The organism is Leucobacter komagatae (assembly GCF_000834055.1).
In the GTDB taxonomy this organism is placed as follows: Bacteria; Actinomycetota; Actinomycetes; order Actinomycetales; family Microbacteriaceae; genus Leucobacter; species Leucobacter komagatae_A.
In genome coordinates this window covers 80,610-92,045 of record NZ_JXSQ01000002.1, presented here as the reverse complement: position 1 = coordinate 92,045, position 11,436 = coordinate 80,610, and the positions used below count along the sequence as shown (strand labels likewise).

At 64.3% G+C, this 11,436-nt stretch carries 12 protein-coding genes; 7 read left to right on the top strand and 5 right to left on the bottom strand.

The features are described from left to right. Positions 1–54 precede the first annotated feature (54 nt). Positions 55–858: a cytochrome bc1 complex diheme cytochrome c subunit gene (gene qcrC / locus SD72_RS02120; protein WP_042542787.1), complete on the bottom strand. Its 804-nt coding sequence runs from the start codon at positions 856–858 to the stop codon at positions 55–57. A gap of 20 nt (positions 859–878) precedes the next feature. Continuing rightward, positions 879–1,493, bottom strand: a complete 615-nt coding sequence (gene ctaE / locus SD72_RS02115) for an aa3-type cytochrome oxidase subunit III (protein ID WP_042542786.1) — start codon at positions 1,491–1,493, stop codon at positions 879–881. A gap of 167 nt (positions 1,494–1,660) precedes the next feature. Between ctaE and trpD the strand changes: the two genes are divergently transcribed. Continuing rightward, positions 1,661–2,725: an anthranilate phosphoribosyltransferase gene (gene trpD, locus SD72_RS02110; RefSeq protein ID WP_042542785.1), complete on the top strand. Its 1,065-nt coding sequence runs from the start codon at positions 1,661–1,663 to the stop codon at positions 2,723–2,725. A gap of 33 nt (positions 2,726–2,758) precedes the next feature. Here trpD and SD72_RS02105 read toward each other — a convergent pair whose 3' ends face one another. After that, positions 2,759–3,370, bottom strand: a complete 612-nt coding sequence (locus SD72_RS02105; protein ID WP_042542784.1) for a phosphoribosylanthranilate isomerase — start codon at positions 3,368–3,370, stop codon at positions 2,759–2,761. Positions 3,371–3,527: 157 nt separating this feature from the next. Here SD72_RS02105 and SD72_RS02100 point away from each other — a divergent pair, with 157 nt between their 5' ends. The 6 genes from SD72_RS02100 to SD72_RS02075 all read left to right on the top strand — a co-directional run bounded on the left by SD72_RS02100 (position 3,528) and on the right by SD72_RS02075 (position 8,807). Further along, entirely contained in the window at positions 3,528–4,175 is a 648-nt protein-coding gene (locus SD72_RS02100) for an HAD family hydrolase (RefSeq protein WP_042542783.1), read from the top strand. A gap of 158 nt (positions 4,176–4,333) precedes the next feature. After that, positions 4,334–5,344, top strand: coding sequence for a phosphate/phosphite/phosphonate ABC transporter substrate-binding protein (gene phnD, locus SD72_RS02095; protein ID WP_042542782.1), 1,011 nt, complete (start codon positions 4,334–4,336; stop codon positions 5,342–5,344). After that, on the top strand, positions 5,341–6,237 hold the full coding sequence (gene phnC / locus SD72_RS02090; RefSeq protein WP_084766687.1) for a phosphonate ABC transporter ATP-binding protein: 897 nt from the start codon (positions 5,341–5,343) through the stop codon (positions 6,235–6,237). Before phnD ends, phnC begins: the two co-directional genes overlap by 4 nt. After that, positions 6,234–7,028, top strand: coding sequence for a phosphonate ABC transporter, permease protein PhnE (gene phnE, locus SD72_RS02085; protein WP_042542781.1), 795 nt, complete (start codon positions 6,234–6,236; stop codon positions 7,026–7,028). Before phnC ends, phnE (SD72_RS02085) begins: the two co-directional genes overlap by 4 nt. Further along, positions 7,025–7,843: a phosphonate ABC transporter, permease protein PhnE gene (gene phnE, locus SD72_RS02080; RefSeq protein ID WP_042542780.1), complete on the top strand. Its 819-nt coding sequence runs from the start codon at positions 7,025–7,027 to the stop codon at positions 7,841–7,843. The genes phnE (SD72_RS02085) and phnE (SD72_RS02080) overlap by 4 nt, the downstream gene beginning before the upstream one ends. After that, positions 7,830–8,807, top strand: a complete 978-nt coding sequence (locus tag SD72_RS02075) for a MurR/RpiR family transcriptional regulator (RefSeq protein WP_232299612.1) — start codon at positions 7,830–7,832, stop codon at positions 8,805–8,807. Before phnE (SD72_RS02080) ends, SD72_RS02075 begins: the two co-directional genes overlap by 14 nt. A 44-nt stretch (positions 8,808–8,851) precedes the next feature. On the opposite strand, the gene SD72_RS02070 is transcribed toward SD72_RS02075, so the two are convergent. Together SD72_RS02070 and SD72_RS02065 are read right to left on the bottom strand one after the other, a co-directional pair. Then, the gene (locus SD72_RS02070) at positions 8,852–10,882 is read right to left on the bottom strand and encodes a BCCT family transporter (RefSeq protein ID WP_084766686.1); all 2,031 of its coding nucleotides are present in this window, start codon (positions 10,880–10,882) and stop codon (positions 8,852–8,854) included. Positions 10,883–11,088: 206 nt separating this feature from the next. Further along, a complete protein-coding gene (locus SD72_RS02065) occupies positions 11,089–11,397 on the bottom strand; it encodes a hypothetical protein (RefSeq protein ID WP_042542779.1) in 309 nt (102 codons plus the stop codon). Positions 11,398–11,436 lie beyond the last annotated feature (39 nt).

The window sequence follows — 11,436 nt, the reverse complement described above, 5'->3', positions numbered from 1 at the left end:
CCTTGATTCCTGAAAAGTGTAGATGCTGTGCGAGTCTGACTCAGTCGTTTCCGACTAGTTTGACTTCGCGGTGACCCAAACGGTGAGTGCGACGATCGAGCCGAGGCCGATCACCCAGATGAACAGGCCCTCAGCAACCGGACCGATCGAGCCGAGCGAGAAGCCGCCGATGGCTGGCTTGTCCTCGATGTACTTGAGGTACGTGATGATGTCGGCCTTCTGCTCAGGCGTGATGTTCGCATCGCTGAAGACAGGCATGTTCTGCGGCCCGGTGACCATCGCGTTGTAGATGTGCGTCGGCTCGACACCGGTCAGTGGGGGAGCCCACTTGCCCTGGGTGAGCGCGCCGCCGGCGCCTGCAACGTTGTGGCACATTGCGCAGTTGATGCGGAAGAGCTCGCCGCCGCGTGCGGCGTCGCCCTCTCCGGTGAGCAGCTGCGGATCGGGAAGCTCCGGCCCTGGGGCGAGAGAAGCGACGTATGCCGCCATCTGGAGCGTCTGCTCTTCGGTGAACTGCTTCGGCTTCACCATGCCCTGTGGGCCCTGGAAGGCGAGCGGCATACGGCCGGTTCCGACCTGGAAGTGCACGGATGCAGCTCCTACGCCGATGAGCGAGGGGCCGTCGCTTCCGCTTCCCTCTGCTCCCATGCCGTGGCACGTTGCGCAGTTGGCCGCGAACAGCTTTTCGCCGTCCTTGATCACTGCGGGGGAGTTGAGGTCAACCTCTGCCGTTGCTGAGGTTGTGCTGATGCCAGCATATGCAGCACCGGTGACGACCAGACCGACCGCGAGCAACGCGGCGGTAGCAAGTGGGTGACGACGCCCAGTCTTTGCGGAGTTCTTCTTGGCACGAGCCATGATGTCTATTGCTCCTGACTCTACTTAATTACGTAGATGATGAAGAAGAGGATGATCCAGACGATGTCGACGAAGTGCCAGTAGTACGACACGACGACGGCCGTCGTCTCCTCCTTGTGGGTGAAGTTCTTGACCGCGTAAATGCGGCCGATCACGAGGAGGAAGGCAAAGAGGCCAAGGGTCACGTGGATTCCGTGGAAGCCTGTCGTGAGGTAGAACGCAGAGCCGTATGGGTCGCTGGCGAGCGTGACGCCCTCAGAGACGAAGACTGCGTACTCGTACGACTGGCCTGCGACGAAGATGGCTCCCATGAAGAACGTGAGGAAGAACCATTCAACGGTTCCCCACTTCATCGGGCTCCAGCCGGTGCGGCGTGGCTGCATCCGCTCCGCCGCGAACACGCCCGCCTGGGCGGTGAACGAGGAGAGCACAAGGATGGACGTGTTAATCGCCGCAAAGGTGAAGTTGTGCTTGGCGGTCTGTTCGAGCCACAGGTCGGGGTTCATGGCCCGAAGTGTGAAGTAGATCGCGAACAGGCCAGCGAAGAACATGACCTCGCTGCCGAGCCACACGATCGTGCCTACGGCGACTCCGTTTGGTCGCTTCACCGCGGGCACGGCTGACTTGGTATTCATAGTGGTCGTTGTCACCCTTCCATTATGGCTGAAAGTTTGGTGTGGATTTTCACTGATCATCGGCGCGCCGAATAATCTGTGCCAAATACCGTTACAGCCTACCCCGCTTGCTCACCTTCATGGACCACTTCGCCCGGGGTTCGGCGTGTCGTCACTAGGATTGTCTCATGACTGAAGATCGGACTTGGCCAGCAATTCTTTCGACCCTCCTCGCACGAGAGGACCTCAGTGTTTCGCAGGCCGAGTGGGCGATGGCGCGCTTTATGACGGGCGAGGCGAGTGGCGCGCAGATCGGCGGCTTCCTCGTAGCGTTGCAGGCGAAGGGCGTCTCCGTCGAGGAGGTAATCGGTTTTAGGGACGCCATCCTCGACGAGGCATCGCCAATCAAACTGCCCATTATGTCCCTCGACATTGTGGGAACGGGGGGAGACCGCTTCGGAACGGTGAATATTTCGTCGATGGCGTCCATTGTTGCTGCAGCGGCTGGCACGCCCGTCGTGAAGCACGGTAACAAGGCTGCGAGCAGCCTGTCCGGTTCCTCCGACGTATTTACCTCGCTCGGCATCAACCTGCAGCTCGATGCAGAACAGCTCGTTCGCTCGTTTGATGAGGCTGGCATCGCCTTTGTGCACGCGTCGCGCTTCTTGCAGGGGTTCAAGCACGTAGCTGAGCCGCGTGCTGAGCTCGGGATCCCGACCGTGTTCAATTTTCTCGGCCCGCTCTGCAACCCGGTGCGGCCGGAGGCGTCTGCTGTCGGTGTCGCGGATCTTGACCGAGTCCCAATCTTTGTCGGCGTGTTCCGCCTGCGCGGCGCCTCTGCGCTCGTCTTCCGCGGCGATGATGGCCTTGACGAGCTCACAACCACTGGCCACTCACGAATTTGGGAAGTGAGCCGCGGGGGACTGACCGAGCACGATCTCGAACCACGCGACCTCGGAATCCCACGTGCTGATATTTCTTCGCTTATTGGTGGAACTCCCGAAGAAAATGCAGACGTGGTTCGGCGTGTCCTCGGCGGCGAGAAGGGGCCCGTTCGCGACATCGTGCTCCTCAACGCGGCTGCGGGGCTCGTGGCCTACGACATCGCCGCTCGGCCAGAGACAGTGGAGACACCTCTCCTGTCACGGTTGCGTGAGAAGTTCGAGCTCGCCGAGTCCGTCATCGATTCGGGTGCGGCCGAGGCCAAGCTCGAGTCGTGGGTGAACGCGACGCAGGCGGCAGGGGCGCGCTAAGTCGCGACCAGCGCGGCGGGGCGGCCTGAGCCGTTACTCGCCGCGCGCGGCTGCGATGAATCGCGAAATTCGATCGAGATCCTTCACCCCTGGAGCTGATTCGATCCCGCTTGAGACGTCAACACCCCACGGTCGCGCGGTTGCCACCGCTGCTGCGACGTTGTCTGGGTTGAGCCCGCCGGCGAGCAGCCACTCGGTGCCGAGCTGAGCTGTCTCGATGAGCCCGAGGTCCCACGGCTCGCCTGAACCAGCAATTGCGCTGTCGACGAGGATACGCTCCTCCCCATAACTCCCGGCAACGAGGCCGGGTTCGGTTGCGAGGCTCGCCGCCCGCCAAATTCGGTGATGAATCGCTGCCGCTGCGGAGAAGTCTTCGGCCGTATATCCGCCGTGGAGCTGCAGCACGTCAAAGCCGAGTTGCAAGGCCGTCTCCGCAGCTTCGACCGCTGGCATCTCGCGAACGACGAGTACGGTGTCGACTCCCGGGTTCACCTCGCGGGCCGCGGCGATGACCGCAGCCGCCTGTTCAGGGGAGGCGTGGCGGGGGCTCGGGGCACTCATGACGACGCCTATCGCGTCAGCTGCGGCGTTGACGGCGTGGCGAGCGGTGGCGGGATCACGCAGCCCGCAGATCTTCACGTACATTGCAGCGATTCTACTTGGCGGGGAGGTGCGGGTCCGTCGAGCGGCCAGGAATCGTTCACGGGGTGTTTACTGCGCGGGGTCATTCTGTCCATATCCGCTGCGCAGTATGGACAGTGCGTCCACGACCGGTGGGCGGTTTCCCACCCGAAAGGCCACCGTGAGCGCTCTCCCAGTGTTGATCTTCGACTTCGACGGAACCGTGTCGCTTGGCGACGGGCCAGTGCGCGCCTACGCTCAGGCTGTCGCCGCAGCGGCCGGCGCCGGGGAAGATCTGCTCAGCGACGTAGCACGCATGCTCAGCGGTGAACTCAGCCGTTACGTCGACGGCTACGACCTCGTCCGTCAGGCCGCACTCGAGTACGGCTTAACTGACCGTGAGCTTTCTCGCGCCTACCTCGAGAGCCGTGATCTCCTCGCTACGGTGCACGCCCCGATCGCCGCCCCGTCTGGGCTCGAAGCGTTTCTCCGGGGAGCGGACGCTGACCGGGTACTCATCACGAATGCTCCAGACATCCGGATCGACACAGCACTCGAAACGCTCGGCTTGGCAGGCCTCTTCGACACGATCATCACGGATGCGGGAAAGCCCGCCGGGATGGCGACCCTGCTCGACGGCCTCGGCTCAGGCAAGCGCGTGCTCAGCGTCGGAGATGTGTGGGAAAACGACCTTGAGCCCGCATCCGCTCGCGGGCACGCGACGGCGCTCGTCGGGGCCCACCAGCCCAGCTGGGCTACGCCCGACTTCTCTGGGACGACCGTCACAGACGTCCTCCCGGACATCGCGCGCTGGCTCATCGCCGAGTGACCATGTCGTAGGCGCGACTCCCTGGTCACGTCCCCTTCGTTTCAACTGACGCCGTGCCGTACCCGGCGCACTAGTCGGCGCGCATCGCTCCGCACGCTGCTCACAGACCCCTCCTCCTCAAACTCGCTCCGCTCTCCACCCAACACCAAAGGAATCCCATGCGCATTTCATCCCTCCGCACTAATGCACTCCGCACCAACGCACTCCGCACTGCGGCAGTCGGAGCGGCCCTGACCGTTACTCTCGCCGGCTGCTCTACTTCGGGCGAAGCCGCTTCGCCCACGGGTGAGGAAGCTGCATCGAAGGATCCGAGTTCGCTCGTGCTCGCCCTCGTGCCGTCGCAGGACCAGGACGGCCTCGTTGACACCGCGGCTCCACTCACCGAGTTCCTCACCGAGGAGCTCGGCATCGAGGTCACCGGTGTGGTGTCCAAGGACTACCAAGCGGCAGTCGAGGCGATGGGCGCCGGACAAGCGCAGATCGGGTTCCTGCCCTCGCTCCAGCTGTGGCAGGCGAACGACATGTACGGCGCCGAGACGGTACTGCAGACCGAGCGCAACGGCAACATCACCTATCCAGCGCAGTTCATGACGAACATTCCAGACAAGTACTGCGAGGACACTCCGGTGGAGCGCGATGGCAAGCTGTTCTGCAACGGCGCTGACGCGCTCACGGGGCCTGCCGGCCTCGCAAGCATCGCCAAAATGAAGGGTGCGAAGGTTGCGGCGTTGGGCCCAGGGTCTCCCGCCGGGTACATCTATCCCATGCTCGCCCTGCAGGAGGCCGGGTTTGATATCGACACAGATATTCAGCAGATCCCGGTCACCGCAAACGATGCTGCGGTGCTCGCGGTCTACAACGGCGACGCAGAGGTCGGCTTCAGCTTCTGGGATGCCCGCGACATCGTCGCGAAGGACATCCCGGACGTCGGCGAGAAGGTCGTCGTGTTCGCGATGACCGAGGAGATCCCGAACGACGGCGTTGCGCTTTCGAGTTCACTCTCACCTGAACTGCAGCAGCGGATTACCGACGCGCTTGCCGCCTACTCGGAGAGCGCAGAGGGCTCAGCGATCCTCGAAAGCATTTACTCCATCACGAAGCTCGCACCGGCAAACCCCGACTCGCTCGATGTCGTGGCACGCGCGGCCCAGGCACTCGGACTCAAGTGAGCGCAGCGACCAACAGCGGGGTGGGGGCCGCATCGGCTGCCCCCACCCCGTGGGCGATTTCCCTCGATGCCGTTACCGTGCGTTACCCCAATGGCACCCTCGGCCTCGACAACGTGTCGCTCGACATCCCAGCGGGAACGATGGTCGCGATTGTCGGACTGTCTGGCTCGGGGAAATCGACGCTTATCCGCACAATTAACGGCCTGGTCCCTGTGACCTCTGGCAGCGTGGCTGTTGGGGATCGCTCCGTGAGCGGCGCTGGGCCACGGGCGCTACGTGCGATTCGTGGCGAGATCGGCATGGTGTTTCAGGGATTCAACCTCGCAGGCCGGGCATCGGTGCTGCAGAACGTGCTTGTTGGGCGCCTCGCCCACACACCCCTGTGGCGCACACTGCTCGGTCGCTATCGCGACGCAGACAAGCAGCTCGCGTACGCCGCGCTCGATAGCGTTGGGATCCTTCCGAAGCTCTACTCCCGCGCCTCCGACCTCTCTGGCGGGCAGCAGCAGCGGGTCGCGATCGCTCGCGCGCTATCTCAGCAACCGAAGGTCGTGCTCGCGGACGAGCCTGTCGCGAGCCTCGATCCACCGACTGCGCACAGCGTGATGAATGACCTCAGGCGGATCAACGAGGAGCGTGGGATCACCGTGCTGGTGAACCTCCACCTCCTCGACCTTGCCAGGGAGTACGGTGTCCGTCTCATCGGTATGCGTGCGGGGAAGGTCGTCTACGACGGGCCAGCGGCCTCCGCGAGCGACGCCGACTTCGAACAGATCTACGGCCGCTCCGTGAACGCTGCGGATCGGCTTTCCGGGGTCCCTGCGCCCCTCGGGCAGGGGCTCGATCCCCGCGGGGAAAGCGCAGCGAACCCAGCGGATCGGGCCGACGAGTGACCCCAGTGACGCTGCCCCCGAAGCCGCGCGGGAGTGCGCGGGGCCCGCTGGTGTTTACTCTCGTCGTGGTCGTCACCGTCGCGATGTGCCTCCCTGTGATCGGTATCGGCGTGGACTTTGGCGCGATCGCCCGGAATTGGCACAACGGGGCCGACAAGCTCGTGCGGTTACTCCAACCAGACTGGGCGTTTTTCCCTCGCACGATCCGCCCCCTCGTCGAGACGCTGCAAATGGCAGTCGTGGCAACCGCCATCGGTTCGGCTGTCGCGTTGCCGCTGAGTTTCTGGGCGGCGCGCAGCACAAACCCGTTCGCGCCTGGAAGAGCCCTCCTCAGGGGCATTCTCAACGTCGTGCGTGCTGTCCCTGACCTGCTCTACGCTGCGGTGCTCGTTGCGATGGTGGGCGTAGGAGCGTTGCCTGGCATGCTCGCGCTGCTGCTCTTCAACGTTGGCATTCTGGTGAAGTTGGTCTCCGAAGCAATCGACACCAACGACCCCGGGCCCATCGAAGCGGGACGGGCGGTCGGCGGCACGCAGCTGCAAATCAACCGAAGTCTGGCCCTGCCAGACGCGTGGCCAGCGTTCGCAAACCAGGCGCTGTACACCTTCGAACTCAACGTCCGTGCGTCGACCGTACTTGGGCTGGTGGGCGCTGGCGGCCTCGGCCTCCTTATCGATGCCGTCCGCACGTTCTATCGCTACGACCAGCTGTCCCTCATCATCTTGGAGATCCTCATCATCGTTATCGCCATTGACGCCGTCAGCTCTGCCGTGCGGAAGCGGCTCGTGTGAGTGCGCGCGCGGGCTTTGCGCTCCCCGTCAGGCGGCGCCAGCCAGGGAAAACCATCGCAGTGCTTGGCATCACTGCCATCGTGGTCCTTGCGTTCTGGTCGATTGACGTCAACTGGGCTCGGCTTGCCGACCTGCCTGGTGAACTCCTGAGGTACGGCGGGCTCATGTTCGCGGCACCTAATTGGGAGAAATTGCCGGAGGCGCTCTGGCAGACCTGGCGCAGCCTAGAGATGGCTTGGGTAGGCACGATCCTCTCGATCCTCATCGCGACACCGCTGAGCCTCCTCGCGGCACGCGGCTTCGGCCCAACATGGCTGCGCATGCTCTTGCGCGGGCTGTTCTCGCTCATTCGGGCGGTGCCGGAGATCATCATCGCGATCGTCGTTCTCTCTGTTACGGGACTCACGCCCTTTACCGGCGCGCTTGCGCTTGCGGTAAACGGTGTTGGGACCCTCGGCAAGTGGGGCTACGAGTCCGTCGAGGCCGTGCCGCGCGGACCTATTGAGGCGGCGCACGCAGCTGGCGGGACCACAACAGAGGTGCTCAGGTGGGGTGTGTGGCCCCAGGCTGCCCCGGCATTCTGGTCATTCTGGCTCTACCGGTTTGAGATCAATGTCCGCTCGTCAGCGGTACTCGGCCTCATCGGCGTGGGTGGAATCGGGGACATGCTCACCTCGTACACGCAGTACAGGGAGTGGTCAACGGTCGGCGTGCTGCTCATCGTCGTCATCGTCGTCACGGTGCTCGTCGACTGGGCCTCTGGCACGATCCGCCGCCGCATCACCCGGGGGAGGATAGCACGTGCAGCACAGTAGACACCACGACGCGACCGCGTCAGCCACGGTGCCGGGGAACCAAGCAGCGTTCGCGCCGACGGCGCAACCCTCCGCACGCGCCCGGGCGCTCAGGCACGCCCTCCAACCCAGCGAGTGGCAGGTGCTCGAGCTCGTGCTCGCACGCCCCGAGGCGGCCATCGAATGGTCCGCGCAGGAGGTCGCCGCTCGAGCAGGCGTGGGCAGAACAACCGTGATGCGCGCGTGTCAGTCACTCGGGTATCGCGGGTACCCGCAGCTGCGAGTGGCCCTCGCATCCGAGCTTGGCGCCCAGGGTCTCGGCGCGGGTTTCAGTGTTCGCCCAAGCGCCTATGTGTCGAGCGCGGCTGGTACTGAAGTGATCGGGGAGCCGGCGGGGGTACTCGACGAGATGCAAGCTGAGATCAGCGGTACCGTGCGGGCGCTTGCTACTCTCTCCAGCCTGCTCGATCCCAGCATCACCGCGGACGCGGTGCAGAGCATCGCCGGGGCACGCAGAGTGCTCGTCGTAGCAAATGGGCTATCTTCACCGGTCGCCTCTGCGCTCTCAATGCGGCTCACCTCCCACGGTCGGTACGCGGAATTCGTCGCGGACTCGCTCGCGCAACAGATCGCAGCCCGGAACCTATCTGAGCGTGACGTCTGCGTTGTGGTGAGCGGATCTGGCGCAAACGACACGACGCTGGGCGCCGCCGCCGCCGCAGCCTCAGCTGGCGCTCGAGTCATCGCGATCACCGCTTTTGCCGCCTCCGCACTGACGGAGGTCGCTGATCTTTCGCTCGTGATCGCCCCGGCAGGAGCAACGTTCCTTCGGGAGCTCGAGCAGGCGTCCCGCGTGTCACTCATGCTATTCGCTGAGGTCTTGGTGCACGCGGTTGCGCGAACCGCCGGCGACAGCGCTAGAGACGCACACGCGCAAACCCTCGAGGTGATCTCTCGACACCTCGAGGACCAGGCCGAAGCCTAACCCGCGGCCGGGGAGCGAACTTCCCCGGCCGCATTGGGCGCGGGCTAGGCTCCGCCGTGGCGACCCTTCGGCGGATCGGTTGGATCGGTTGGATCCTCGTCTTCCGGAGCTGCCGCGGGCTCCGCTTGCGGTGAGCGCGGAGGCTGCGACTGCCCTGGCTGTTGCTCACCGACAACGAGTGAGGCGTCGCCCGAGGCGATGTTCTCTGGCCGGGCCGGGCCCTTTGGCTGGATCCTGCCCGGTTCGAGCGTGCGCTGCACGTCCTCCGCTGTGACCCGCTCGATGGGTCCTGTCGTCGCGTCGACGTACCAATCCGTGAGCGCGGGATCGGAGCTGTCGAAGCCTGCTCCTGCGCCCTCATCGGCTGGCACCTCGCTCGTGCCGAACACAAAGTCGTCGCCGTACTCATCAATGCCCCGCCGCACACCCTGCGCGATCGCGGCCCGTGCGTACTGGCGCCTGATGATGTACGGGTCGGTTCGCAGGTCCTTTGCCCAGGCGAACATGATGCCCATCACGACGAACGCGAAGGGGAGGGCGGACACCACCATCAGCGATTGCAGACCGGAGAGGGCGTTGCGCCCGCCAGCGAGCAGGAGTGAAATTGCGATGAGGCTGAGGAGCAGACCCCAGAGGATCGTCACCCATTTCGACGGCTCGGGTCTGCCAGCTTGCGACATGGAGGCCATCACGATCGAGGCAGAGTCCGCAGCGGTGACGAAGAATACAACGACAGCGACCATCGCGATCACCGAGGTGATCATGGCGAAGGGAAGCCGCTCGAGGATGCGGAAGAGTACTTCCTCGCCAGACCCGCCGGTCTGGAGATCCCCACCACCGAGCGTCATCGAGATCGCCGTGCCGCCGTAGACGACGAACCATGCGATCACGATCGCCGACGGTACGAGCACGACAGTGGTGACGAATTCGCGCAGCGTGCGGCCGCGAGAGATCTTCGCGATGAACATGCCGACGAACGGTGTCCACGATACCCACCACGCCCAGTAGTACGTCGTCCAGGTCGCAAGGAATTCCGCGGTTTCCGGCCCCTGGTTCGGGTTTCTGGCGAGCATTGTCGGAAGCTGGCCGAGGAACTCTACGAGAGAGGCGGGGAGGTAATTGAGAATGAACACTGTCGGCCCCGCTACGAGCACAAAGAGCCCGAGCGCGCCGGTAAGGATCATGTTGAGGTTCGAGAGCCGGCGGATGCCCCGCTTCACGCCCGACACTGCGGAGGCGATGAACAGCGACGTGAGGATCGCGATCGCGCCGACGAGGAAGGCGTTGCCCATTGGCCCGAGACCCGAGACCATGCGGAAGCCACTCTCGATCTGCAGTGCCCCGATGCCGAGCGACACCGCTGTACCGAAGAGGGTGACGATGATCGCGAAAACGTCGATGAGCCTGCCGAGCACCCGGTGGCTGCTGCCGGGAAATACCGGCTCAAACAGGGCAGAAATGAGCGGGGCGCGGCCTCGCCGATACGCACTGTAGGCGATCGCACCGCCGACGAGCGCGTAAAACGCCCAGGCGATCGGGCCCCAGTGGAGCACCGTTTGCGCGAGCGCTGGCAGCGCCGCCTCCGCCGTCCCGGCCGTGATGTCGAGTCCGGGTGGTGGGTCGAGGAAGTAGGTGAGCGGCTCGAGGGGCCCGTAAAACAGCAGCCCGATACCGAGCCCTGCCGCGAACAGCATCGATACCCATGACGCGGTTGAGAACTCAGGCTTCTCGTCGTCAGCACCCAACCGGATCCCGCCGGTTCTGCCGTACCCGACGACGAGCATGAACAGTGCCACGGCGATAGCGAGTGCGCCAAACATCCAGCTGAAGTGCTCGGTCACCCACGCCAGGGAGGAGGCGCCAACCGCGGCGAGATTGTCCGGCGCGATGAAGGCCCAGGCGATGACCGCAACGGTGAGCGTAAACGTGACGCTGAGCACCAGCCAGTTTGTGGGGAATCGAAGCCCTGTCTGCTCAACGCCGATGCCGGGAAGTAGACCCGGGTGTGGCAGTGGCGGGGGAGCGGGCTCGATGATCTTGCGCGTGCGCTGGCCGCGATGTTCAGAATCTGGCATGGTGCCCTGTGTCTCCTTTGCTCCGTCAAAGTGACGGCCGTGGGGTTACAGACCTAAGCTACTGCTACGGCTCACCAATACCTAGAGGCAAAGCGCTGGACTACACCAGTAGTGTAGACATAATCTCGCCACGATCAGGGCTTTTTGTTGTTACCGTATCGTGATCAGGGCTCGGCGCGCCGCAGGTGGACCCACGCGGAGGCGCCTCAGCGGCCTGCCTTAGATCCAGCCCGACGCCCGCCGCGAGCACTGAGCGCACTCGCCAACCAGGCCGCGATGGCGGCGGCCCCACTTGCGAGCGCAAAATGCAGCGTATCGAGGGGGAGTGCCTCCCATTCGCGCTCGCCCGCTGCGGCCTGGAGCGCTCTACCCGCGAGCACGCCGGCCGTCACCGCGCCCCAGGCAATCGCCAACCAAGCACCGACTTGGCGCGGATTGCTCCTGCGGATCCTGTCACCGAGTACCGATCGCGACATGGGGTCCTCCGGGTCGACGTTGCCAATGAACGTGACCATTCTAGGCGATAGGCGTTGCCCACAGGAGTCGTTTCCGGT

Coding starts and splice junctions, on each gene's coding strand:
- qcrC (WP_042542787.1), bottom strand. CDS start 858: ATGGCTCGTGCCAAGAAGAACTCCGCAAAGACTGGGCGTCGTCACCCA.
- ctaE (WP_042542786.1), bottom strand. CDS start 1,493: ATGAATACCAAGTCAGCCGTGCCCGCGGTGAAGCGACCAAACGGAGTC.
- trpD (WP_042542785.1), top strand. CDS start 1,661: ATGACTGAAGATCGGACTTGGCCAGCAATTCTTTCGACCCTCCTCGCA.
- SD72_RS02105 (WP_042542784.1), bottom strand. CDS start 3,370: ATGTACGTGAAGATCTGCGGGCTGCGTGATCCCGCCACCGCTCGCCAC.
- phnD (WP_042542782.1), top strand. CDS start 4,334: ATGCGCATTTCATCCCTCCGCACTAATGCACTCCGCACCAACGCACTC.
- SD72_RS02070 (WP_084766686.1), bottom strand. CDS start 10,882: ATGCCAGATTCTGAACATCGCGGCCAGCGCACGCGCAAGATCATCGAG.
- SD72_RS02065 (WP_042542779.1), bottom strand. CDS start 11,397: ATGGTCACGTTCATTGGCAACGTCGACCCGGAGGACCCCATGTCGCGA.